This window comes from Bacteroides parvus, from assembly GCF_017309675.2.
In the GTDB taxonomy this organism is placed as follows: domain Bacteria; phylum Bacteroidota; class Bacteroidia; order Bacteroidales; family Bacteroidaceae; genus Bacteroides; species Bacteroides uniformis.
The window spans coordinates 1,350,996-1,375,197 of record NZ_CP084680.1; the positions used below are offsets into that span (position 1 = coordinate 1,350,996).

Annotated in this window: 19 protein-coding genes and 1 tRNA gene; 11 read left to right on the forward strand and 9 right to left on the reverse strand. The window is 46.3% G+C overall.

Annotated elements, in window-relative coordinates:
- Positions 1–24: 24 nt before the first annotated feature.
- The 7 genes from JXR92_RS05265 (at position 25) to JXR92_RS05295 (ending at position 8,320) form a co-directional block, all read left to right on the forward strand.
- Positions 25–537: a CvpA family protein gene (locus JXR92_RS05265; protein WP_016272036.1), complete on the forward strand. Its 513-nt coding sequence runs from the start codon at positions 25–27 to the stop codon at positions 535–537.
- 48 nt (positions 538–585) lie between these two features.
- Positions 586–2,040, forward strand: a complete 1,455-nt coding sequence (sufB, locus tag JXR92_RS05270; RefSeq protein WP_138345684.1) for a Fe-S cluster assembly protein SufB — start codon at positions 586–588, stop codon at positions 2,038–2,040.
- A gap of 41 nt (positions 2,041–2,081) precedes the next feature.
- On the forward strand, positions 2,082–2,837 hold the full coding sequence (gene sufC, locus JXR92_RS05275; protein ID WP_117588596.1) for a Fe-S cluster assembly ATPase SufC: 756 nt from the start codon (positions 2,082–2,084) through the stop codon (positions 2,835–2,837).
- A gap of 17 nt (positions 2,838–2,854) precedes the next feature.
- Entirely contained in the window at positions 2,855–4,198 is a 1,344-nt protein-coding gene (gene sufD, locus JXR92_RS05280; protein WP_138345681.1) for a Fe-S cluster assembly protein SufD, read from the forward strand.
- A gap of 22 nt (positions 4,199–4,220) precedes the next feature.
- Positions 4,221–5,486 carry a cysteine desulfurase gene (locus tag JXR92_RS05285; protein WP_165491374.1) on the forward strand — a complete coding sequence of 422 codons (1,266 nt, stop codon included), beginning with the start codon at positions 4,221–4,223 and terminating at the stop codon, positions 5,484–5,486.
- Between the two features lie 71 nt (positions 5,487–5,557).
- Complete coding sequence (locus JXR92_RS05290; RefSeq protein ID WP_117599782.1) at positions 5,558–5,878, forward strand: heavy metal-binding domain-containing protein; 321 nt, start codon at positions 5,558–5,560, stop codon at positions 5,876–5,878.
- Positions 5,879–6,115: 237 nt separating this feature from the next.
- Positions 6,116–8,320: a sodium-translocating pyrophosphatase gene (locus JXR92_RS05295; protein WP_117599781.1), complete on the forward strand. Its 2,205-nt coding sequence runs from the start codon at positions 6,116–6,118 to the stop codon at positions 8,318–8,320.
- On the opposite strand, the gene JXR92_RS05300 is transcribed toward JXR92_RS05295, so the two are convergent.
- From JXR92_RS05300 to pnp, 5 genes are all read right to left on the reverse strand, one after another.
- Complete coding sequence (locus tag JXR92_RS05300; RefSeq protein WP_138345679.1) at positions 8,317–9,918, reverse strand: SusD/RagB family nutrient-binding outer membrane lipoprotein; 1,602 nt, start codon at positions 9,916–9,918, stop codon at positions 8,317–8,319. The two genes, JXR92_RS05295 and JXR92_RS05300, sit on opposite strands and share 4 nt — an antisense overlap.
- A gap of 12 nt (positions 9,919–9,930) precedes the next feature.
- Positions 9,931–13,278 (reverse strand): SusC/RagA family TonB-linked outer membrane protein, encoded by a 3,348-nt coding sequence (locus JXR92_RS05305; protein WP_138345677.1) that lies wholly within the window; start codon positions 13,276–13,278, stop codon positions 9,931–9,933.
- 164 nt (positions 13,279–13,442) lie between these two features.
- A complete protein-coding gene (locus tag JXR92_RS05310) occupies positions 13,443–14,378 on the reverse strand; it encodes a FecR family protein (protein WP_117599778.1) in 936 nt (311 codons plus the stop codon).
- A gap of 97 nt (positions 14,379–14,475) precedes the next feature.
- The gene (locus JXR92_RS05315; RefSeq protein WP_117599777.1) at positions 14,476–15,048 is read right to left on the reverse strand and encodes an RNA polymerase sigma-70 factor; all 573 of its coding nucleotides are present in this window, start codon (positions 15,046–15,048) and stop codon (positions 14,476–14,478) included.
- Between the two features lie 170 nt (positions 15,049–15,218).
- The gene (gene pnp, locus JXR92_RS05320; RefSeq protein ID WP_117599776.1) at positions 15,219–17,363 is read right to left on the reverse strand and encodes a polyribonucleotide nucleotidyltransferase; all 2,145 of its coding nucleotides are present in this window, start codon (positions 17,361–17,363) and stop codon (positions 15,219–15,221) included.
- 207 nt (positions 17,364–17,570) lie between these two features.
- Here pnp and JXR92_RS05325 point away from each other — a divergent pair, with 207 nt between their 5' ends.
- The 3 genes from JXR92_RS05325 to JXR92_RS05335 all read left to right on the forward strand — a co-directional run bounded on the left by JXR92_RS05325 (position 17,571) and on the right by JXR92_RS05335 (position 19,819).
- Positions 17,571–18,722 (forward strand): thioredoxin-like domain-containing protein, encoded by a 1,152-nt coding sequence (locus tag JXR92_RS05325; RefSeq protein ID WP_117599775.1) that lies wholly within the window; start codon positions 17,571–17,573, stop codon positions 18,720–18,722.
- A 190-nt stretch (positions 18,723–18,912) separates the two neighbouring features.
- Entirely contained in the window at positions 18,913–19,377 is a 465-nt protein-coding gene (gene greA, locus JXR92_RS05330) for a transcription elongation factor GreA (RefSeq protein ID WP_005824394.1), read from the forward strand.
- 49 nt (positions 19,378–19,426) lie between these two features.
- Positions 19,427–19,819 carry an HIT family protein gene (locus tag JXR92_RS05335; RefSeq protein WP_117599774.1) on the forward strand — a complete coding sequence of 131 codons (393 nt, stop codon included), beginning with the start codon at positions 19,427–19,429 and terminating at the stop codon, positions 19,817–19,819.
- A 98-nt stretch (positions 19,820–19,917) separates the two neighbouring features.
- Here JXR92_RS05335 and JXR92_RS05340 read toward each other — a convergent pair whose 3' ends face one another.
- Positions 19,918–21,003 (reverse strand): mannose-1-phosphate guanylyltransferase, encoded by a 1,086-nt coding sequence (locus JXR92_RS05340; RefSeq protein ID WP_117599773.1) that lies wholly within the window; start codon positions 21,001–21,003, stop codon positions 19,918–19,920.
- A gap of 157 nt (positions 21,004–21,160) precedes the next feature.
- Between JXR92_RS05340 and JXR92_RS05345 the strand changes: the two genes are divergently transcribed.
- Positions 21,161–21,244: transfer RNA gene (locus tag JXR92_RS05345), tRNA-Leu, on the forward strand.
- 112 nt (positions 21,245–21,356) lie between these two features.
- Here JXR92_RS05345 and JXR92_RS05350 read toward each other — a convergent pair.
- The 3 genes from JXR92_RS05350 to JXR92_RS05360 form a co-directional block, all read right to left on the reverse strand.
- Positions 21,357–22,019, reverse strand: a complete 663-nt coding sequence (locus tag JXR92_RS05350; protein ID WP_130069690.1) for an Abi family protein — start codon at positions 22,017–22,019, stop codon at positions 21,357–21,359.
- A gap of 383 nt (positions 22,020–22,402) precedes the next feature.
- Entirely contained in the window at positions 22,403–22,858 is a 456-nt protein-coding gene (locus JXR92_RS05355; RefSeq protein ID WP_005940157.1) for a hypothetical protein, read from the reverse strand.
- Positions 22,859–22,864: 6 nt separating this feature from the next.
- A complete protein-coding gene (locus JXR92_RS05360) occupies positions 22,865–24,076 on the reverse strand; it encodes a hypothetical protein (RefSeq protein ID WP_119961716.1) in 1,212 nt (403 codons plus the stop codon).
- Positions 24,077–24,202: the final 126 nt, after the last annotated feature.

Consider the following 24,202-nt stretch of genomic DNA (forward strand, 5'->3'; position numbering starts at 1 on the left):
ATTACCACATTATCACATTAATCTATGGCAATTATAGATATCATCATATTGGTAGCTTTTGGCTTGGGCGCAATCATTGGCTTCATGAAAGGTTTTGTGAAGCAATTGGCCTCTCTGCTGGGGCTGATTGTCGGTCTGCTGGCAGCAAAGGCTTTGTATGCCTCGTTGGCAGCGAAGCTGTGCCCCACATTGACAGACTCTATGACAGTGGCGCAAGTACTGGCATTTGTCCTCATCTGGCTGGCTGTTCCCTTGCTCTTCTCCCTGGTGGCTTCTCTGCTGACCCGGGCAATGGAGGCCGTCTCGCTGGGCTGGCTCAATCATTGGTTGGGAGCCGGTCTGGGGGCTTTGAAGTACCTCCTGTTGACGAGCCTGCTGATTGGTGTCATCGAATTTATAGACGGAGACAATACGCTGATTGGCAAAACAAAAAAGAAAGAATCAGTGTTATATTATCCTATGGAAGAGTTTGCCGGGATATTCTTTCCCGCGGCAAAGGCGGTTACGGAGCAGATTGTAAACGGAGACTTTGACTGATACCGTGAGCCGTGATTTTGTAATTCATAATTTGTAATTATAGAAGTGATGCAACAAGAAGAACCCAATAAATATGTAAAGGAACTCACTCAGGAAAAGTATAAGTATGGTTTCACGACCGACGTGCATACGGACATCATTGAGCGTGGGCTGAATGAAGATGTTGTGCGGCTTATCTCTGAGAAGAAGGGAGAACCGGAATGGTTGCTGGAGTTCCGCCTGAAGGCATATCGCCACTGGCTGACGTTGGAGATGCCTACATGGGCACATCTCCGCATTCCCGAAATAGATTATCAGGCCATATCCTACTATGCTGACCCTACGAAGAAGAAGGAGGGCCCGAAGAGCATGGATGAGGTGGCCCCTGAGTTGATAAAGACTTTCAATAAACTGGGCATTCCGCTGGAAGAGCAGATGGCATTGAGCGGTATGGCTGTGGATGCCGTTATGGACTCGGTGTCTGTAAAGACTACCTTCAAGGAGACGCTGATGGAGAAAGGAATCATCTTCTGCTCATTCAGTGAGGCTGTACGCGAGCATCCCGATTTAGTACAGAAATATCTCGGTTCGGTGGTGCCTTATCGCGACAACTTCTTTGCGGCACTGAACTCGGCGGTGTTCTCCGACGGCTCTTTTGTCTATATCCCGAAGGGGGTACGTTGTCCGATGGAGTTGTCCACCTATTTCCGCATCAATGCCCGCAATACGGGGCAGTTCGAAAGAACCTTGATTGTGGCGGATGATGATTCGTACGTTTCCTATCTGGAAGGGTGTACGGCTCCGATGCGTGACGAGAACCAGTTGCACGCGGCCATTGTGGAGATTGTGGTGCACGACCGTGCAGAAGTGAAATACAGCACCGTGCAGAACTGGTATCCCGGTGATGCCGAGGGCCGGGGTGGTGTCTATAACTTTGTGACGAAGCGTGGCCATTGTAAAGGGGTGGACAGTAAACTGTCTTGGACACAAGTGGAAACAGGTTCGGCCATTACCTGGAAGTATCCGTCTTGCATCCTTTCCGGTGACAATTCGACAGCGGAGTTCTATAGTGTGGCAGTAACCAATAACCATCAGCAGGCAGACACGGGAACAAAGATGATTCATCTGGGCAAGAATACCCGTAGCACTATTGTGAGCAAAGGTATCTCTGCCGGTAAGAGTGAGAACTCTTACCGTGGTCTGGTACGCGTGGCACAGAAAGCGGATAATGCCCGTAATTACAGCCAGTGCGACTCCTTGCTGCTTGGCGACAAATGCGGTGCGCACACTTTCCCTTACATGGACATCCGAAACGAAACGGCCATCGTGGAGCATGAAGCCACCACCAGCAAGATTAGTGAGGACCAGATATTCTACTGCAACCAACGCGGTATCTCTACAGAAGATGCCGTGGGGCTGATTGTGAATGGTTATGCCAAGGAAGTGCTGAACAAGTTGCCGATGGAGTTTGCCGTAGAAGCGCAGAAATTGCTTGCCATTTCGCTGGAAGGAAGCGTGGGGTGATTAAATTGTAAATTGTAAATAGTCAAATAGTAAATATAAAGATGTTAGAGATAAAAGACCTACATGCCAGCATCAATGGCAAAGAAATATTGAAAGGCATCAACTTGACCATACGTGATGGAGAAGTACATGCACTAATGGGACAGAACGGTGCCGGTAAAAGTACGTTGAGTAATGTGTTGGTAGGCCATCCGGCTTACGAAGTGACACGCGGCTCCATCACCTTTAATGGCAAGGACTTGCTTGCCATGAGCCCTGAAGACCGTGCGCATGAAGGAATTTTCCTTTCTTTCCAGACTCCGGTAGAGATTCCGGGTGTTTCGATGGTAAACTTCATGCGTGCTGCCGTGAATGAGCAACGCAAGTACCGCCATCTGCCTGCTTTGTCGGCCAGCGAGTTCCTGAAGCTGATGCGCGAGAAACGTGCCATTGTGGAACTGGACAATAAGCTTGCTAACCGTAGCGTGAACGAAGGTTTCAGTGGCGGTGAAAAGAAGCGCAACGAGATATTCCAGATGGCTATGCTGGAACCGACTTTCGCCATTCTGGACGAAACGGACTCTGGTCTGGATGTAGATGCCCTGCGCATTGTGGCCGATGGTTTCAATAAACTCAAGACAGCGGAAACCAGTGCTATGGTCATTACCCACTACCAGCGCTTGTTGGACTATATCAAACCCGATACGGTACATGTATTGCTGGGCGGACGTATCGTAAAGACCGGTGGACCGGAATTGGCGAAGGAGATTGAGACACGTGGCTTCGATTGGATAAAGAAAGAAGCAAGTGAATTATAAACTCATAATCTGAAAACATGAGTGTAGAGCAACAATATATAGACCTTTTCTCCCAAACGGAGGCGATGATATGCCGGCATAGTGCCGAGGTGCTGAATGCGCCGCGTGCAGCTGCTTTTGCCGACTTTGAGCGCTTGGGCTTTCCTACCCGTAAGGAGGAGAAATATAAATATACGGATATCAGTAAGTTCTTTGAGCCGGATTATGGCTTGAACTTGAACCGGTTGGAAATCCCGGTGAATCCTTATGAAGTGTTCAAGTGCGATGTTCCCAATATGAGCACTGCTCTTTATTTTGTGGTGAACGATGCTTTCTATGGCAGAGCTTTGCCCAAATCCCATCTGCCTGAGGGGGTTATCTTCGGTAGCCTGAAGGAAGTGGCCGAACAGAATCCTGAATTGGTGAGGAAATACTACGGTAAGCTGGCTGATACGGCAGAGGATGGTGTGACGGCGTTCAACACTGCTTTTGTACAAGACGGCGTTCTGTTTTATGTTCCTAAGAATGTGGTGGTAGAGAAACCTATTCAGTTGGTGAATATCCTGCGTGGTGACGTCAATTTTATGATAAATCGTCGTGTGCTGGTTATCCTGGAGGAGGGGGCGCAAGCCCGCTTGCTAGTATGTGACCATGCAATGGACAGTGTGAACTTCCTGGCAACGCAGGTAATAGAAATTTTTGCCGGTGAAAATGCTGTTTTCGATTTTTATGAACTGGAGGAGACCCACACCAGTACGGTGCGTATCAGCAATATGTATGTAAGGCAGGAAGCCAATAGCAATGTACTGCTGAATGGTATGACCCTGCACAACGGAACTACGCGGAATACAACCCGTGTGACGCTCGCCGGTGAACATGCGGAACTGAATCTGTGCGGTATGGCCATTGCAGACAAGAACCAACATGTGGACAATCATACGACTATCGACCATGCTGTGCCCAACTGTACCAGCAATGAGCTTTATAAGTATGTCCTTGACGAGCAGGCTGTAGGTGCCTTTGCCGGTCTTGTTTTAGTGCGCCCTGACGCACAGCACACCAGTTCGCAACAGACCAACCGCAATCTTTGTGCTACCCGCGATGCGCATATGTACACCCAACCTCAGCTGGAGATTTATGCAGATGACGTGAAGTGCAGTCATGGTGCTACGGTGGGGCAGCTCGATGAAAGCGCTCTCTTCTATATGCGGCAGCGTGGTATCCCGGTGCGTGAGGCGCGCCTGCTGCTGATGTTCGCTTTTGTCAACGAAGTCATCGACACCATCCGTTTGGATGCTTTGAAGGACCGTCTGCATCTGCTGGTAGAGAAGCGTTTCCGGGGAGAACTGAACAAATGCCAGGGATGTGCCATCTGCAAGTGATAGCTTATAATTTCGATTCATTATGAACAACGATATAAATAAGAGTAGTATCTTGGCTCCCCTCCCTACGGGGGAGGGGCTGGGGGAGAGGCTTCGAGCTGATTTCCCCATCCTTTCCCGTGAGGTATATGGCAAGCCGTTGGTCTATCTGGACAACGGCGCGACTACGCAGAAACCCCGCCAGGTAGTAGATGCCATTACGGACGAATACTATTCGGTGAATGCCAATGTGCATCGCGGGGTGCACTTCCTTTCGCAGCAGGCTACAGAGCTGCACGAGGCCTCGCGTGAGACGGTGCGACGTTTCATCAATGCCCGTAGTACGAATGAGATTGTCTTTACCCGTGGTACGACGGAGAGTATCAACCTGCTTGTCTCCAGCTTTGGTGAGGAATTTATGCAGGAGGGGGATGAGGTGATTCTTTCTGTGATGGAGCACCATAGTAACATTGTTCCCTGGCAGCTGCTTGCCGCCAAGCGTGGAATAGCCATCAAAGTGATTCCGATGAATGACAAGGGCGAACTCTTATTGGACGAATATAGGCAGTTGTTCTCCGAACGTACCAGGATTGTCAGTGTGGCACATGTTTCCAATGTGCTGGGCACGGTCAATCCCGTCAAGGAGATGATTGCTTTTGCCCATGAGCAGGGTGTTCCGGTGCTTGTGGACGGTGCCCAGTCCATTCCCCACATGCCGGTGGATGTGCAGGACTTGGATGCCGACTTCTTCGTTTTCTCCGCTCACAAGGTGTATGGTCCTACGGGAGTAGGCGTACTTTATGGTAAAGAGGAGTGGCTGGATAGGATACCTCCCTATCAGGGTGGTGGAGAGATGATTCAGCATGTCTCTTTTGAAAAGACTACCTTCAATGAATTGCCGTTCAAGTTTGAAGCCGGTACGCCGGATTATATCGGTACTACCGGACTTGCCAAAGCTTTGGACTACGTTTCGCTGGTTGGGATGGACAAGATTGCCGCCTATGAACACGAATTGACCCAGTATGCCATGCAACGGCTGAAAGAGATTCCCGGTATGCGTATCTTCGGCGAGGCAGAAGACAAGGGTAGTGTCATATCGTTTCTGGTAGGTGATATCCATCATTTTGATATGGGTACATTGCTCGACCGTCTTGGCATTGCCGTACGCACGGGACATCATTGTGCCCAACCATTGATGCAGCGTCTTGGTATCGAAGGAACGGTGCGTGCATCTTTCGGACTTTACAATACCCGGGAGGAGATAGATGCGCTGGTGGCAGGTATAGTTCGTGTCAGCCGGATGTTCTGACCCAAGCAAAGCTTTGCAACCTTTCTTCCATTCCTTGCGTCTAATATATCAACAACTAAAAAAAATGAATTATGTTAGTAACAACAACCCCGACTATTGAGGGTGGACGTATCACCCGCTATTATGGCATCGTTTCCGGTGAGACGATTATCGGTGCCAATGTATTCCGCGATTTTTTTGCCAGCATCCGTGACGTGGTAGGTGGGAGAAGCGGCTCTTATGAAGAAGTGCTACGCGAAGCTAAGGAGACAGCTTTGCGTGAGATGCAGGAAAATGCCCGTGCTATGGGTGCCAATGCCGTGATTGGTGTAGATCTGGATTATGAAACGGTAGGAGGTAGTGGCAGCATGCTGATGGTTACAGCCTGCGGTACGGCTGTAACGGTGGAATAATAAAATACATCATCTATTTTAATCGAACAGATGATGTATTTGACCTGAACAGATGATGTGTTTCCCAAGAATGAACGATACATTTTAGGGGGATACATCATCTATTTTTTTATAGATAGAGGTCTTTATTATTTATAGAAATGGAACTAGTGCATAAAATAGCCTAATTGTTTGCATATTTCGCTTCAAATCAATAATTTTAGGCTTTCGTTCAACCTTTTAATATGAATAAATGCTATGGACCAAATCCTATTTTGGCTGGTTCCAGCCGCTTCCGTTCTGGCACTTTACTTTGCCTGGTATTTCCATTGTCAGATGATGAAAGAAAGTGAGGGTACCCCTCAGATGATTAAGATTGCCGCTGCTGTGCGCAAAGGTGCTATGTCTTACCTCCGCCAACAATACAAGATTGTGGGCTGGGTATTTCTGGGGCTGGTTATCCTTTTCTCCATTATGGCATACGGTTTCGGAGTGCAGAACTCTTGGGTGCCGGTTGCTTTCCTTACCGGAGGATTCTTTTCCGGACTTTCCGGTTTTCTGGGTATGAAGACGGCCACTTACGCATCGGCTCGCACTGCCAATGCGGCACGCACATCGCTGAATGCCGGACTACGCGTGGCTTTCCGTAGCGGTGCGGTGATGGGACTGGTAGTGGTTGGCCTTGGCTTGCTTGATATATCTTTTTGGTATCTGTTGCTGAATGCTGTAATTCCGGAAGATGTAATGACTCCCACCCATAAACTCTGCATCATTACCACTACCATGCTGACTTTCGGCATGGGCGCTTCCACGCAGGCATTGTTTGCACGCGTAGGTGGCGGTATCTATACAAAAGCTGCCGATGTAGGTGCCGACCTTGTGGGAAAGGTGGAAGCCGGTATCCCCGAAGACGACCCGCGTAATCCTGCCACGATTGCGGATAATGTAGGCGACAATGTAGGCGACGTGGCAGGTATGGGGGCTGATTTGTACGAAAGTTATTGCGGTTCTATCCTTGCTACGGCTGCCCTCGGTGCTGCGGCTTTTATCCACTCGGGTGATACGCTGATGCAGTTCAAGGCCGTAATCGCTCCGATGCTGATTGCAGCCGTTGGTATATTGCTTTCCATTATCGGTATCTTCTCCGTGCGTACCAAAGAGAATGCGAAGATGAAGGACTTGCTGAACTCACTGGCTTTCGGTACTAATCTCAGCTCTATTCTGATAGTCATTGCCACTTTCTTTATCTTATGGTTGCTGAAACTGGACAATTGGCTGTGGATTTCCTGCTCCGTGATAGTAGGTTTGATAGTAGGCATTATTATTGGGCGTTCTACGGAATACTATACTTCCCAATCCTACCGTCCTACCCAAAAGCTGAGTGAAAGCGGAAAGACTGGTCCGGCAACAGTTATAATTTCCGGTATAGGCTTGGGAATGCTATCTACGGCTATTCCGGTGATTGCCGTGGTGATGGGTATTATTGCTTCTTATCTCTTTGCTTCGGGCTTCGACTTCTCTAATGTGGGTCTGGGGCTCTATGGTATTGGCATTGCTGCGGTAGGTATGCTTTCTACATTGGGCATCACGCTTGCTACAGATGCTTACGGACCGATAGCCGACAACGCGGGTGGCAATGCGGAAATGTCCGGTCTGGGTGAGGAGGTGCGTAAGCGTACCGATGCGCTCGACTCTTTGGGTAATACTACAGCTGCTACGGGCAAAGGCTTTGCCATCGGTTCCGCCGCTTTGACGGGATTGGCTTTGCTGGCCTCTTATGTCGAGGAAATCCGTATTGGGCTGACCCGCCTCGGGGCTACCGAATTGTCGCTTCCTCATGGCGATGCCGTGGCTCTTCAAGATGCCACTTTCTTCGACTTTATGCATCACTATGATGTGACGTTGATGAATCCAAAAGTTCTTTCCGGTATGTTCCTGGGTTCGATGATGGCATTTCTTTTCTGTGGATTGACGATGAATGCGGTAGGTCGTGCGGCGGCCCATATGGTAGACGAAGTGCGCCGCCAGTTTCGCGAAATTAAGGGAATCCTTACGGGAGAGACGGAGCCTGATTATGAGCGTTGTGTGGCAATCTCGACGAAAGGGGCGCAACGCGAGATGGTGGTTCCGTCACTGATAGCTATCATTACTCCGATTGCGACGGGACTTATTTTCGGTGTTCCCGGTGTGCTCGGCCTGCTGATTGGCGGATTGAGTAGCGGTTTCGTGCTTGCTATCTTCATGGCAAATGCCGGTGGTGCATGGGATAATGCCAAAAAATATGTGGAAGAAGGCAACTTTGGCGGCAAAGGCAGTGAAGTCCACAAAGCTACAGTCGTGGGTGACACCGTAGGAGACCCGTTCAAGGACACATCCGGTCCGAGTTTGAATATCCTGATCAAGCTGATGAGCATGGTAGCCATTGTGATGGCAGGGCTTACGGTTGCGTGGAGTCTGTTCTAAAAAGAGTTTTTCCCCGTATCCCACCAAAGGCGGGTGGCGCCATTGTCTGCGCCACCCAGTTTTTCCGTGAGGGTAGCGTATTGTGCCGGGTCGGCAGTGGCGGCGTCCGTCGAGAACGGAAGGCGGCGGATCATGATATCCGTATCAATCACTTTTCCGGTGTTGCTTTGGACCTTGAAAAGTTTTGGGTATCCGGTACGGCGTTGCTCGGCCCATGCCTCATAACTTTCGGGCCAGCATGCCAGCCACTTCTGGGTAATAATCTTTTCGAGTTTTGTCTCTATGTCTGCATCTTCTTCCCATTTTGGGGAGATGGTAATCAAGGCTTTCATGTCCTTGCCCACCTTGCCGCCTGAGACTACATCTTTATAATCGGCAGGGGTTTTGTCGCTTTCCAGATATTCGGAAGCACCGGCACAGTCCCATTGTGTAAATGAAGTACTTACACCGTATTCATAGCATGTGCGGGGATTTTCTTTGGTATAGCCGCGGAGGGCTGCTTCGGCCCTGAGTAGCCAGACTTCTGCCGCACTCATCAATACGGCTCCGGTCTTTTCGCCGATGGTGCTTGTGCTGAGGGAAGAGCAGGAACTGTAAATGTTGGCGTCACCGTCTTTCATGGGTAAGCCGATGGGAATGCCTAACAATTGCTCTCTACAACCTTCGAGCAGGGCGGTGTTATACCATTTCTTGCCACGCGGGTCCTCATAACCGTTGACAATGGATTCCATCGAGGCATTCATGTAGACTTCACCCCAACCGGCAACGGCACACAAAGGATTGATATAGTTCTTGCCCATTACAGCGATGGTTTCCCTTGCACCTTCCAGTACACCTTGATTGTCATTCAGTGCTTTGGTTGCTTGGTCTTTGGCAAGAGTTGCATCCACATTGGAGATGCGCATGGCAAGGCGCAAACGCAGTGAGTTGGCAAACTTCAACCAGTCCTTCAAGGTCTTGCCGTTGGTCAGCATATCATACTCTTTGAATTTGTTGTTGTCACCTCCTTCGTCCAGGTATTCCCTTATCAATTGCTGCCCTTCGTCCAGGTCTGCAAAGAAACGTGTATAGGCTTCCTGCAGTCCGTAAACCCGGGGTACCTCACCCAATTGGTGGTAGACCAGCGGACCATATGTATCGGCAATGCGGTGCATCAGTTCTACTTTCAAGATTTCAGTAATGCCGAGATAGCCTTTCAGGTTGTCATTGCCATAAAAGTTCTTTTCTGCCTTCTGCACTTCCGTGTAGACATATCCGTAAGTACATTGCCATGCAGCATTGGTCCAGCCGGAGTTCAGGTTGTAGCAGGCGTTGGATTTCATGAATTTAGGAATAGGGTCCATGAAGTAGCCGGAGAACATGTCGTGGTTTAGGGATTGTGTCATCTGCCATACCCAGTTCAAGCCTACAGAACCTATATTGAAGTAGATACCCGACTGTATGGGTTCGAATGGAGCAGTCAAGTTCTGGAAGTCTATTTCCTTTTTGTCATCCGAGAAACCTCCTTTGATTTCGTTGTCATTCTCAAAACCACCGGTACAAGCTGTAAGCAGCAGCATGCTATGGCAGAAAAGGAATATGATGCACTTGTTTTTCATAAGGTATTCATTTTAAAAGGTAAATCTTAGGTTAAAGCCGATATTCCGGGTAGTAGGCATGCCAAACACGTCTACTCCTTGATTGTTGTTGCCTACGGACATCACTGCATCGGGGTCGAACGGTGCTTCCTTCTTGAAAAAGCACAAGTTGCGCGCTGCCAATGATACGTCGATTCCCTTTATGAATCTGCTATTTTCCAGTATCGTTTTCGGGAAAGAATAGCTCAGTGATACTTCACGGAGTCTGATGCAGGTTGCGTCGTACATATAATATTCGGAGATGGCATTTCTGCCGCCTACTGCACTGTAGAATGCTCTCGGGTCGTTGAACTTCTGTCCTTGGTATTCTACATATCCCCGGGTTCGGGCCTCTTCGGTGACTTTGGTCACGCCGTTGGCATCCAGTTCGGACTGTGTCAGTGACATGACTTCGCCGCCGAAGCGGAAATCTATCAGGAAATAGAGCTCCAGGTCTTTGTAGGTAAGTGTATTGCTCCATCCCATCGTGAAGTCAGGATTGGCATTCCCAAGCAAATCCTTGTTTCCGGTATTTCCCAAAGGCCTTTTGCTGGTTTCATCAACCATGATGCTGCCATCCTCATTACGGCGGAAAGCATTTCCATAAATATCCCCCAGGCTACCTCCTTCTTTGACGCGCATCTGATAGCCAGCGTTGAAACCTTCTTCGTAGTAGGAAAATTCCGGATAGTCAGGATGCAGGGTCACTACTTTGTTTTTGTTGGCGGACATGTTGATGAGACTCTTCCACGAAAAGTTTCTGTATAGTAGCGGAGTGGCGTCTACCGTCAGCTCAAAGCCTTGGTTGCGTATTTTTCCGGCATTGACATACCGGTATTTGTAGGTGGAGCCCGTGGGGTTGTCCATTCTCAATAACTGATTCTTGGTATTGGTCTGATACCAAGTGAAGTCCATCCCGAATCGGTGGTGGAAGAAACGCCATTCTGTACCGAATTCGATGGAGCTGCTGATTTCCGGTTTTAGGTCACCACGCTGTTCTACGGTATTTACATTGATACTGCCGCCTACCATGATGATGTCTACCGGATTGGTGATTCCTATCGGAAGGTCATTACCGACTTCCGCCCACGAAGCGCGCACTTTGGCAAAACTTATCCATTGGGGTAGGGAGCAGGCTTTGTTAAGAATCCAGGTAGCCCCTATGGAGGGATAGAAGAATCCGGTATTCTTGCTGTCCGTGTAGGCCAGTGTGGATGACCAGTCGTTACGTGCGGTAATGTCCAGGTATAGTAATCCTTTCCAGCCCCACTGCATGGTGGCAAATACTGATTGGAGCGTGCGTTTGCTGTCGATGCTCTGGTTTACGGCTGCTTTGGAGTCCATCACTACATTGGGGACGGTAAATACATTCGGTTTGTAGAGGGAAGCAAGCCTTGAGTCTATTGTCAGGGAGTTGACTTTACTCATGTTGATGCTGGCACCCAGTGCCGTGTTGAGGGAGAAGTCATCAAATTCCTTGTTGAACAAGGCCATTACGTCACCGTAGACTTGGATTTCTTGGCTGTCCGACCAGATGTAACGTCCGTTTTCCTTGTCCTCGTATTTGCCGGCGATGTTGGGAGCTGTAGTGGCATACATCTTATTGTCGAATTTATCACTGATATAATCCACATTACCCCGTGCCTGCAGGCTGAAATAATCCGTAATGTGCAGATTGGCGCTGGCCGATGCGATAGCGCGATATCGCTTGTTGCTACTGAGCACGCGGTTTTTCAACCAGTAGGGATTCTGTCCCCATTCACTGACGGTACCATCTCCATTCTTTTCAATCCAGTTTTGTGTCATCATATTGCGGTCGGCATTCCACGTTTCAAAGTTTTCTCTGTAAGTGCTCATATCTACGCCACGTGGGAAACTGTACAAGCTGACCAGCGGATTCAGATAATAGCCGCCGGTAGCAGGGGAGTTCTTGACGGTTTGGGTCATTAGTGTTGCAATGCCGTCCAGTTTCAGCTTGTTGTTGAAGAGGCTGGCCGTTTCGTGTAGGTTCAGGTTATTTTTCTGTAGCTTGTTGTTGTCTACAATTCCTTTAGCCGTGGTGTTGGCGTATGAGAAATAAGTTTGTACTTTTTCATTTCCGGTAGTGATGGCCAGCGAATTGAAAGTCGTGATGCCATTGCTGAAGAACTCGCCTATGTTGTCATAGTCGGTTACATTGCTTTTTGTACCCCAGCTTGCCGTACCGCCATCTTCGTTGCGACCGTATGTATTTTGGAATTCGGGGGTACTGATGGCGTGACTCACGGTCAGGTTGGAGGAGAATGTAACGCGCTGCAGTCCGGCTTTTCCCTTTTTAGTGGTGATCAGAATGACACCATTAGCTGCCTGCGAGCCATAAAGTGCGGCGGCAGAAGAACCTTTCAGGATGTTTATGCTTTCTATATCGTCCGGATTCAGGTTGGAAATCCCATCACCGGCATCACGGTTCAATCCATCGTTGTTACCGCCGATTACGGTGGAGGTGGATTCTGTTGAGCTGTTCAGCATAGGAACACCGTCAATTACGTACAAGGGCTGGTTGTTGCCGCTGGCAAATGCAGAGCGTGCACCGCGGATGGCGACTTTGGCAGAACCTCCTAAATTGGCGGTTTTGTTGATTTGTACTCCGGCCGTCTTTCCTGCCAGTGTATTAATCATGTTCGGTTCTTTGGCACGGGTCAGCTCACTGCTGCTTATCTGTTGGGTAGAATAGGTCAATGAGGACATTTTCTTCTGGATACCCATGGCGGTTACCACTACCTGCTCCAGGGTGAGGTTCTTTTCTTCCATCCGGATGTGGAGATTGTTTCTACCGTTCAGGGCAATGGTTTGCGGTTCATAACTGATGTAGGATACGACAATAGTGGCATAAGGAGGGATATTCATGCTAAATTCTCCTTCGGTATTGGTGATAACACCATTGGCGGTCCCTTTTTCAAGAATGTTGGCACCGATAATCGGTTCACCTCTGGAGTCCGTCACCTTTCCTCTTACAGTAGACATTTCCTGCAGAGTGTCTGTCTTATCCTCAGCACTCCTGCTGTTTTTGGTTAAAACGATGTTTTTGCCTTCCATCACATACTTGATGTCTGTCCCTTTGAACATTTGGTCAAGTACTTCGGAAACAGTTTGGTTACTTGCATGGATGTCGACGGTACGGTGTACATCGACGTTCTGTTTGTTATATACAAATAAGTATTCTGTTTGCGACTCAATTTGCTCGAGAACTTGCCCTACCCTCAGCCGGGCATTTTGAATGCTGACCCTGGCATTCTGAGAGTAGCAGTTCCCGTTGTATACCTGAAATATAACAAGCAGGAGAAGGAATAATGTGATTTTCATAGGTTTGCAATAATTGCTTAAAATCTAATTTTTTTAGATAAAAAAGCCTCATCAACAAAATTTTTCTCATATCTTTGTCACTGTGTTAAGTTAATAAATTGATTAAGGTCGATTTTTGACTGTTTCGGATCGGAAAGTATGGGGGTACTTTCCGATCTTTTTTCTTACTCATATATAACAATTGAGTCCTTTTCTTCGTTGATGCGGAACTTGAAAGGATGGTCTTTCGAGATGGTCCGCAGTATGTGTTCGATACCGTCCTGCTCTCTGAACTTGCCGGTAAAGCTGCTGTAGTTCAGCAGTTGGGGACTGGCAACGGTTATTTTTACGTTATAGTATTTCTCCAGTCTACTGAGGATGCCGCTGAATGGGGCGTCGTCAAAACAGTATAGTCCCTCTTTCCAGCGTAGATATTCATAGGAAGGAAGGACGGTCTTTCTGCATTTTCCATTTTCATTGAGAAATACCTCGTCTTTCTGCAACCTGGTGATTATCTGGCTGCTGTTGGCCGGATAGATATCGACGACACCTTCTACCAATGTGGTTCCGAACTCATGGCTCCCACTATAGGCACAAACATTGAAACTCGTTCCTACAACTTTTACCTTGTTCGTTTCTGTATGTACATAGAATGGGATACTCTTGTTTTTGGCTACTTCAAAGTAGGCCTCTCCGTCCAGCTCCACATTCCGTTCGTTGCGTCCGAAGTTGGCGGCATATTTCATGGTAGACTTGGAGTTCAGCCATACGCGCGTTCCATCGGCAAGGGTAATCTGCGCCCGTTGTCCGGCAGGCACGGTGACTGTTTGCAATTGTACCTCCTTGTTATATAGAAAGTCGGAGGTGATGAAATAACCGGCTATGGCGACAATGGTGACGGCGGCTATGCGGGCCGTCCAGCGGAGCATCGGCATGATGCGCACCGTTTTCTTTTCATTGTTGTCCTGTTTGTCCGAGAACAAGGAAATGTCATATATCATGCGCTCTTTCAGGAAGGTGTCCCGGTTTTCATCCGAGGCGTCTACCCAGTCGAGTATCATCTTTTCTTCTTCAATGGAAGTAATACCTTTGAAATATTTATATAATAGCTCTTGGTTCATTGTCAATAATTTGTTTCTTTTCTAAAATGTGCTCTTTTTACCTTTTGTATATATAACCGGAAAGTGGGCGGTAACCCTATTCCGTAGAGGCATCTTTTTAGGATATTAATATAATGAGTATAGTTATAAGATAATCTTTCAGTCTCAGCCGGAGAATTCGCAGCACTTTGGTGATGTGTGCCTCTACGGTCTTAAGTGATATGTTCAGGCTATCGGCAATCTGCTTGTTTGCCAGGTTCTGGTATCGGCTCAACATGAATATCCTCCGGCTTTGTTCGGGCATTTCCTGCAAGGTCTTATTTACGATATGTTGTATTTCCGTATTGAATATCTTGTCTGGTTCGCAGGCTTTCAGGGTGGAGATACGTAAGTCCAATTCGCGCAGGTTGTGGCTACTGATGGTTTCTTCCGCCCGTAGACGCACCTGCTTGTGCTCGAGTACGTGCAGGGCTTTGTTCTTTATGATGGTCAGCAGCAGGGCATGCAGGTTACTATTTTCTTCCCAGCGGTCTCGATTTTCCCATAGGGCAATCATGGATTCCATCACAACGTCTTCCGCTTCCGCTTTATCCCTGAGATAAGAATAAGCAAAGGCCAAAAACTTTTCTTGGTTTTCCTGGAAAAAGCGTGAGAAAAGATTCATAGTATGTAGGCTCCTTAAACCGGACATTAATTGAGGTTCTTTATGGAATATAAGGCTTTATATAGCAAAAAACATAATCTTTTTGGAATATGCAAGCATTGTGCCTTGTTTTTTCGGAGCCATTTTGGCTGTATGGACAAAAAGAAAGCCTGATGGAGCTCCACCAGGCTTTATATGCTTAAAGAATAAGAGATTTCTTATTTCTTTTCCGGTCTTTCTTGTCTTTCCGGTCTTGGAAGCAATACTTTACGTGACAGCTTGAATTTTCCGGTCTTCGGGTCGATGTCGAGAAGTTTTACGTCGATTTCGTCACCTTCCTTGATACCGGCTTCTTCCACTGTTTCCAGACGTTTCCAGTCGATTTCGGAGATATGGAGCAAACCGTCCTTACCCGGCAGGAATTCAACGAATGCGCCGTAAGGCATAATGGAGCGTACCTTGCCTTTGTAGACTTCGCCTACTTCAGGGACAGCCACAATGCCTTTGATGATACGCATAGCATCATCGATGCTCTTCTTGTTGGTACCGGCGATTTCGATTCTACCGATGTTGTCCACTTCTTCAATTGTGATGGTGGCACCGGTTTCTTCCTGCATACCTTGGATAATCTTTCCACCAGGACCGATGACAGCACCGATGAATTCTTTAGGAATGGTCATTGTCTCGATACGCGGAGCGTGAGGTTTCAGGTCTTCGCGAGGCTCGGCGATGCACTCGGTAATTTTTCCCAAGATATATTCGCGGCCTTCTTTAGCCTGCAGCAAAGCCTTTTCAAGGATTTCGTATGACAGACCATCCACTTTGATATCCATCTGAGTGGCGGTGATACCGTCTTTTGTTCCGGTCACTTTGAAGTCCATGTCGCCCAAGTGGTCCTCATCACCGAGGATGTCGGACAATACGGCATATTTGTCTTCGCCTGCATTCTTAATCAATCCCATGGCGATACCTGATACCGGTTTCTTAATTTTCACACCTGCATCCATCAATGCCAGAGTTCCGGCACATACGGTAGCCATGGAAGAAGAACCGTTTGATTCGAGGATGTCGGATACTACGCGTACTACGTACGGATAGTCTGCGGGAATCTGCCCCTTCAAGGCACGCCATGCTAAGTGCCCATGACCGATTTCACGGCGGCCTACACCGCGTTGTGCCTTAGCTTCGCCTGTAGAGAACGGAGGGAAGTTATAGTGCAGAAGGAAACGTTCTTTTCCGTGTTCCAATACGTCGTCGATAATCTTCTCGTCCAACTTGGTACCTAAAGTCACTGTAGACAAAGACTGTGTCTCGCCACGTGTGAAAATAGCGGAGCCGTGAGGACCGGGCAGGTAGCTGGTCTCACACCAGATAGGACGGATTTCGGTGGTCTTACGTCCATCAAGGCGCTTGCCTTCGTCCAGAATGGAACGGCGCATCGCCTCTTTTTCCACATCATGATAGTAACGGTCGATGAGGGCTGCCTTTTCTTCCAATTCTTCTTCGGAGAACTGTGCCTTGAATTCTTCGCGGATGGCATCGAAAGCATCCATGCGTTCGTGCTTGTTCTTGTTTCCGGAAGCGGCGATGGCATAAGCCTTGTCGTAGCAAGCGTCGTGAACGGCTTTACGAAGTTCTTCGTCGTTCACTTCGTGGCAATATTCGCGTTTCACGGTAGAGCCTACTTCCTCTGCCAGTTCCATCTGTGCCTTACACTGAATCTTAATGGCTTCGTGTGCGGCCTTCATAGCTTCCAGCAAGTCCTGCTCGGAAACTTCGTCCATTTCGCCTTCCACCATCATGATGTTTTCATAAGTGGCGCCCACCATCAAATCCATATCGGCTTGCTCCAGTTGCTCAAAGGTAGGGTTGATGACAAATTGTCCGTTGATGCGTGCTACGCGTACTTCGGAAATAGGTCCGTTGAAGGGGATATCTGAAACTGCAAGTGCGGCAGAAGCAGCGAGTCCGGCCAGAGCATCGGGCATATCTACGCCGTCTGCCGAGAAAAGAATGATGTTTACGTATACCTCTGCATGGAAATTATCAGGGAATAAGGGGCGGAGAGCACGGTCAACGAGGCGGCAAGTGAGGATTTCGTAGTCAGAAGCGCGTCCTTCACGTTTTGTGAAACCGCCGGGGAAACGTCCGAATGCGGAGAATTTTTCTTTGTACTCTACTTGTAATGGCATGAAATCTGTTCCGGGAACTGCGTCCTTGGCGGCACAAACAGTAGCTAAAAGCATGGTATTGCCCATACGAAGCATTACAGAACCGTCTGCCTGTTTTGCCAGCTTTCCCGTTTCGAGCGTGATGGTTCTGCCATCAGGAAGCTCGATCGTCTTAACAATTGGGTTAATCATAAAAAATGTTTTATATCTAATTTTCTTTCAAAATTCGTGCAAAGATACATAATTTATTCATGTAAAATGGTGGGAATGAGATAAAAAGTTTGTATTTAGTTGTTTTTTGCTGTTTTCTATATGTAAGAACGTGGGAAAATGCTTTGACTGAACTTGAAAAGAAGTATATTTGCAGGCACGTTTGCAAAACAAAACTGAAGATACGATATGAAGAAAATCTTTTTTATGGCACTTGCTGCAATAGCATTGGGTGCATGTAATTCCGAACCTAAATTCAAAGTAGAGGGTGAAGTGTCTGGTGCCGACGGCAAGATGCTTTATTTGGAAGCCTCGGCATTGGAAGGTATTGTTCCTTTGGATTCTGTAAAACTGAAAGGGGATGGTTCTTTCCACTTCAAGCAGGTACGTCCGGTGTCTCCGGAATTCTATCGTTTGCGGGTAGATGACAAGGTTATTAATTTCTCGGTAGATTCGACGGAAACGGTTTTGGTAAGGGCACCTTATACCGATTTTGCCACTGCCTATACGGTCGAAGGTTCTCCGAACAGCTCGAAGATAAAGGACTTGACGTTGAAGCAGATGAAGCTTCAGGACAATGTGAATGCATTGCTGCAGTCGGTGCAGGCACATAAGATAGGCGCTGATGTTTTTGAGGATAGTCTCGCCTCTTTATTGAAGAACTATAAGGATGAAGTGAAAATCAGCTATATTTTTGCCGCTCCCAATACGGCTGCCGCCTATTTCGCCTTGTTTCAGAAGTTGAATAATTATTTGATTTTCGACCCTCTGAACAATAAGGAAGACGTTAAGTGTTTTGCAGCCGTGGCAACCAGCCTGAACAATTATTATCCGGATGCAGACCGTTCCAAGAACCTCTACAACATTGTAATAAAGGGAATGAAGAATACCCGTACTCCGCAACAGAAGGTGGTGGAAATCCCTGAAGAGGCAATTTCCGAAACCGGCATCATCGACATTAACCTACGTGACATGAAGGGCAATACACGTAAGTTGAGCGAATTGAAGGGCAAGGCTGTTATTGTGGACTTCACTGTTTATCAGAGTGCCGTTTCTGCTACACATAATTATATGTTGCGTGACTTGTACGACAAGTATGCTGCCCAGGGATTGGAAATTTATCAGGTTTCTCTGGATGCAGACGAGCACTATTGGAAAACAACTGCCGACAATCTACCTTGGATTTGTGTGCGCGACGGCAATGGAATTTATTCGTCTATAGCGGCTTCTTATAATGTGAAGAATGTGCCTTCTGTGTTCCTGGTTAACAAGAACAATGAGTTGAGTGCCCGTGGAGAGAGTGTTAAAGACTTGGAGGCGGCAGTGAAAGCATTGCTGTAACATGTTATAAATAAGAAGTTTTCGTTTAAATATGTTACAAAGCAGCCTTTTATGCTTGACACGCATTGCATAAAAGGCTATCTTTGCAAAGGAAAATCGGAAAGAGGGTTCCAGCATGCTGACCATGTTGGAATTCTTTTTTGTTTATAGTACCATTAAAAACTAACATAACATTTAAGGAGGAAAAAGTATGGCTTATATGTCAGAAGACGGCTACAAGAAATTAATGGCCGAATTGAAACACCTGGAGACGGTGGAACGTCCCAAAATATCGGCTGCCATTGCCGAAGCGCGTGACAAAGGTGATTTGTCGGAAAATGCAGAGTATGACGCTGCCAAGGAAGCTCAAGGTATGCTTGAGATGAAAATTAACAATTTGAAGCTGACCATTGCCGACGCCAAGATTATTGATGAGTCGAAGTTGAAAACCGATTCTGTACAGATTCTTAATAAAGTAGAGCTTAAGAACGTGAAGAATGGCATGAAGATGGTTTATACCATCGTTTCCGAAAGTGAAGCCAATCTGAAGGAAGGAAAGATTTCCGTGAATACTCCGATTGCACAAGGTCTGCTTGGCAAGAAAGTAGGTGACATCGCAGAAATCAAAGTTCCGCAGGGCATGATTAACCTGGAAGTAGTGAACATATCATTTTAAAGGAAGGCAGGTCCGCATACGGGCTTGCCTTATTTTATAATTTATAGCTATGGCAACAATATTCAGTAGAATTATCGCAGGTGAAATACCTTGCTACAAGGTGGCGGAGGATGACAGATTCTTTGCGTTCCTTGACATCAATCCGTTGGTAAAAGGTCATACATTGGTCATTCCCAAGCAGGAAGTAGATTATATTTTCGATTTGAATGATGAGGATTTGGCGGCGATGCATGTTTTCGCCAAGAGAGTGGCGCTTGCCATTGGCAAGGCCTTCCCGTGTAGAAAGGTAGGAGAAGCGGTATTGGGGCTGGAAGTGCCTCATGCGCACATACATCTGATTCCTATGCAGAACGAAAAAGATATGCTTTTTTCCAATCCCAAACTGAAACTGACGGACGAAGAATTCAAAGCTGTGGCGGAAGCCATCCGTGCAGCGCTTTAACCGGTTTATTTTCCTCCCCTAAATAAACGGAAGCGGGAGTTGGATGAGTTCCAACTCCCGCTATTTTTACCTTCGGCACCTATCCTTTAATTCTTAATTTAAATGTATTTTTCTCCCAATTTTATCTGGGCGTCATTCACATATTTGCGGATGGTATGTTCTTCATCCTTCTTGCAAATCAGTAATACATTGTCCGACTCGGCTATGAGATAACCTTCCAAACCGTCGATAACTGCAAGTTTGTTGTCGGGCAGCACCACGATATTGTCCTTGCTGTTATAGATGAGTGATTTACATTTTAGAGCTACATTGCCTGCCTCATCTTTAGGAGACAAATCATACAAAGACCCCCAGGTTCCTAAATCAGACCAACCGAAATCGCCTAATGATACATATACATTGTCAGCCTTTTCCATGATGCCGAAGTCTATAGATACATTGGGGCAAGCCGGGAAGTTCTCATCAATGAATTGTTTCTCCTGGGCTGTTCCGTACACATCTTTGCCAGGGGCCAGTTTGGATGTCAGCTCGGGCAGCAGGGCTTCGTTTGCCTTAATGATGGTATTTACGTTCCACATGAACAGACCGGAGTTCCAATAGAATTCTCCGCTTTCCACGAATACTTTTGCCAGTTCCAGTTCGGGCTTTTCAGTGAAGGTTTTTACCTTGTAGAAGTTATCACCAGCGGTTTCGGCTATTTGTATATAACCATATCCAGTTTCTGGACGGTTGGGCTTGATACCGAGTGTCAGCAGATTATCGGATTGGGAAACGAAGTCCAGTCCTTTTTCGATAGCGGCCAGAAATTCGCCTTCCTTCAGAATTAAGTGGTCCGAAGGAGCTACCACTATATTGGCGTCCGGATTCAAGGCGCGGATATGATAGGAAGCCCACGCGATGCAGGGAGCTGTATTCCTGCGTGTCGGCTCCAGTAGAATCTGTTCGGGTTTAAGTTCGGGAAGCTGTTCTTTTACAAGGTCGGCATATAAGTCATTTGTTACGATAAGTATATTTTCCATGGGGATTACCTGCTTGAAGCGATCGAAGGTTTGCTGCAGCAAGGAACGTCCCGTACCAAAGAAATCCAGAAACTGTTTTGGAAGTGTCTTGCGGCTGAATGGCCAGAAACGGCTGCCGATTCCTCCGCCCATAATTACACAGAAATTATCCTTATTGGTTACCATGCTATTGATTTTAAAAGTTTCTGCTAATGTACTGCATATTTTACAAACAAGGAATGATTCAAGTCGGTTTTATCGTTTTTTTCGCCTTTTTTTAGGAAAAGTATTGCAGGTTTAGAAAAAAGCTGTATCTTTGCACCGCATTTGAGAAATCAAACATGCCCAGATGGCGGAATCGGTAGACGCGCTGGTCTCAAACACCAGTGGATTCACTTCCATCCCGGTTCGACCCCGGGTCTGGGTACAAAGATAAGAGCTAAGTGTTGAAAAATCAATTACTTAGCTCTTTATTTTTATCGAAGATGTTCCCAAATTGTTCCCAATCATCCTTATGTATTCCACCAAAGATGGGGCATTTATTTCATGCCATCTATTACTTTTAGTATAGAATCGGGCTTTTCTACCATTCGCAATACAGAATCCGAATCAAATCCCATATATTCTATATAGGTTCGTATTAACTCATAATGCTCTTTGGCATATTTTGTATCTATCGCACGTGTAGCGTTGAAGCAGATAGGTTCATGATGTGCTATTCGGTTACGAAATTCACGGATGGCAGTCAATTGTTTGTAGATGTCTGTTTGTTTTAAGCCATGCGCTTTGTTGGGAAATATTTGAAGAAGTGTTTTTCCTCCTATGCGATAATTGCGTCTTGTAAACAGATAAGTCCAGAAACCAAATGTAAAGGAAGCTACCATCTTATCGTTGTTGTACACTCCCATATTGGTATAAGTACGCTGTATGCGTACTATTTCGGAAGCTTCCTGTTCAAGTAATCCATTGGGTCTTGCTTGGTTGATTATCCAATTATCATCATTGAAATATTGTTTGTAGTGAGTGTTTATGGCATTGCGTAGCATTATCTCAAACATACCGATAACCCCATAAAAACGTTGGCTTAACTTGATGTTATATTGGTATAGACGCAAGGTCTTGGCTTTTTCATTGCCGCTTGCTTGTGCGTATTTATTTAATCTTGCAGGGGATAGTACCTGCAAACATTCGTCATATTTCATTTGGTATAAGTTTAAAAGCGGAACTTCTCTTGCAAATATAGAAATTAATGCCTATATTTGCAAGCGTAAGACCCTGTTGTCCCTGCTGAACAAGCAAACTTCAGGGTTATTGTTTTTTATGTACCTATGATAATGGCAGAATTTTGTTAGAGCCTGTCTCTCTGTAATAAATGCTGAAAATCAGTAGATTACAAAATAAATACCCATTTTTACACCCAAGAATGTAAAACTGGGTGTTTTTGTATTATTTAAGAAATGAATTTTAGCTGGGGTTTATTAAACAAGATACTATTTTTCTTAGAATACAAAGATACATCAAAGGTTGCCTATGTACATGCGAATGCATTAGATAGGCAACCTTTAGTTTTTTAAGTGGCATTGCATTACTTAGGAAATGTGGCTTCAATTTGTTTGGCAACACGTTTTATAGCACCTCTAATGTCTGCAGATACGCTCAATCCTAATGTACTGTATGCACCACGACATGAAGCTATCGGGCGACCCGTGAGGAAATCTATGAAATTCACAGTTACAATGGATTCTTCTTCTAAAATATCTACCCCATATTTTACCATAAGCAGTTTTGACTGTTGTGTTGCAGTCAGCTCATTTATACGCATATCACTGACCAACGTAAGACGAGAGCCTTCTACTGCATCAAACAACTGTATTTCGTATTCCATCAGTTGGGCAGGAATGTGATAGGTGTCATTGTTGATGATTGAGGCATATTCATATTTAGACAAATCTGCATTTTGCGACACAACGCTTTTAGAGGTTGTGCAAGATGATACGGCTATTCCGATAAAAAATAGGAATGTGATAATTACTCTATTCATAAATACTTATTTAGGTTCGATATGCAAATAATAGCTTTCTTCTGCCAATCCCTCCTCATCAGGAAGCCGATGCAACATCAGCATGCGGGTGGTTTCGTTTTCCCAATACCTTTCAGCCACTACACCTTTTTCAGGCAGACATTTGAATAGACTTTCTTTGCCGTTGGCATTTTCTCCAGTACCAAGACTGTTTTCCATCAGTATCATGACTGCCTTTTTAGTTGTCGGCAGAAAGTCTGCATCCGGCAGCAATTTATGGTTTACTGGGACAAATCGAGAATAAGGATTATAGCCCTTGGCAACAATGTCATACAACTTGTACTCATAATTTCGATCCAACAGACAATAGGCCGTCAGATTCGTAGGCTTCTGTAGATTAATTGCGCCCCATTCAAGTCCCAAAAAATCGCGGTCATAAAGCGTGATGCGATGCGAAGTTTCATATTCCACTTTTCCATCGCGGTAGCCTTTCAGATGGCTCTTTACCGTACCGCTCTTGAAGAAGTGCGAACTCCATTGTGTAGTGATATGTGTTTCAGCGCTTTCTGCAGAAACTTTGTTTTCAGCCACTTTGAATGTGTGAGGAAAATCATCTGCGCTCCACACAATAGAATCATAATAGTGTGTGAACTCAGGGATGTCTATGGGTGAATATTCACCGTTTATATCCGTGATTCGGAAGGTAATCAAATCGAGAGGTGCCGGCAGCGGACTTTCAATCTTCATAAAGGGAGTATATTCGGACATTATCATCTTGAACTTCGCTTCTTCGGGCAACCCCTCCGGCTGTGGGTCTGTGGGACCCTCCTCGTTAATGACTCTGGAAAAACCGATAAGCGTATACACTTTTCTATCCCCGTCATTGGCTGAAATCTGAATTTCTTCGTGTGTTAGTGCTACATCATCAGGAGTAGATGGAGCGAAGTGAATTTTCACCTGATTGCCTTCTATCTTGAGGGTGGCCCATCCACAATCGTATACGTAAGAATCTCCTGATATGGGGTTGAGCACATCATAATTCTCACAAGTCATTACCATATCACCTCCCTTGCCATTCGTCTCAAAAAAATAGGACGGAGAAACGTCTGTGGTTGATTTTAAAAATTGGACGTTTGCAGGCGTAATGATTTCATATGACCACTCCATGGGTCTTGCTGGTAAAACATCATCCTTGTCGCAAGCCGTTAAGAGCAGGTAGACAAGCATCATAAAAGGCATGAACAATTTATTCATATTCGTATCATATACTCTATTGGTCCCATTCGAGTGGCTAAATGGATTATGAGAAACGTGAACCAATTATGCTGCATCCTAAGCAACCAGATGAACATACCGTTTCTTTGA

Coding starts and splice junctions, on each gene's coding strand:
- JXR92_RS05265 (WP_016272036.1), top strand. CDS start 25: ATGGCAATTATAGATATCATCATATTGGTAGCTTTTGGCTTGGGCGCA.
- sufB (WP_138345684.1), top strand. CDS start 586: ATGCAACAAGAAGAACCCAATAAATATGTAAAGGAACTCACTCAGGAA.
- sufC (WP_117588596.1), top strand. CDS start 2,082: ATGTTAGAGATAAAAGACCTACATGCCAGCATCAATGGCAAAGAAATA.
- sufD (WP_138345681.1), top strand. CDS start 2,855: ATGAGTGTAGAGCAACAATATATAGACCTTTTCTCCCAAACGGAGGCG.
- JXR92_RS05285 (WP_165491374.1), top strand. CDS start 4,221: ATGAACAACGATATAAATAAGAGTAGTATCTTGGCTCCCCTCCCTACG.
- JXR92_RS05290 (WP_117599782.1), top strand. CDS start 5,558: ATGTTAGTAACAACAACCCCGACTATTGAGGGTGGACGTATCACCCGC.
- JXR92_RS05295 (WP_117599781.1), top strand. CDS start 6,116: ATGGACCAAATCCTATTTTGGCTGGTTCCAGCCGCTTCCGTTCTGGCA.
- JXR92_RS05300 (WP_138345679.1), bottom strand. CDS start 9,918: ATGAAAAACAAGTGCATCATATTCCTTTTCTGCCATAGCATGCTGCTG.
- JXR92_RS05305 (WP_138345677.1), bottom strand. CDS start 13,278: ATGAAAATCACATTATTCCTTCTCCTGCTTGTTATATTTCAGGTATAC.
- JXR92_RS05310 (WP_117599778.1), bottom strand. CDS start 14,378: ATGAACCAAGAGCTATTATATAAATATTTCAAAGGTATTACTTCCATT.
- JXR92_RS05315 (WP_117599777.1), bottom strand. CDS start 15,048: ATGTCCGGTTTAAGGAGCCTACATACTATGAATCTTTTCTCACGCTTT.
- pnp (WP_117599776.1), bottom strand. CDS start 17,363: ATGATTAACCCAATTGTTAAGACGATCGAGCTTCCTGATGGCAGAACC.
- JXR92_RS05325 (WP_117599775.1), top strand. CDS start 17,571: ATGAAGAAAATCTTTTTTATGGCACTTGCTGCAATAGCATTGGGTGCA.
- greA (WP_005824394.1), top strand. CDS start 18,913: ATGGCTTATATGTCAGAAGACGGCTACAAGAAATTAATGGCCGAATTG.
- JXR92_RS05335 (WP_117599774.1), top strand. CDS start 19,427: ATGGCAACAATATTCAGTAGAATTATCGCAGGTGAAATACCTTGCTAC.
- JXR92_RS05340 (WP_117599773.1), bottom strand. CDS start 21,003: ATGGTAACCAATAAGGATAATTTCTGTGTAATTATGGGCGGAGGAATC.
- JXR92_RS05350 (WP_130069690.1), bottom strand. CDS start 22,019: ATGAAATATGACGAATGTTTGCAGGTACTATCCCCTGCAAGATTAAAT.
- JXR92_RS05355 (WP_005940157.1), bottom strand. CDS start 22,858: ATGAATAGAGTAATTATCACATTCCTATTTTTTATCGGAATAGCCGTA.
- JXR92_RS05360 (WP_119961716.1), bottom strand. CDS start 24,076: ATGCCTTTTATGATGCTTGTCTACCTGCTCTTAACGGCTTGCGACAAG.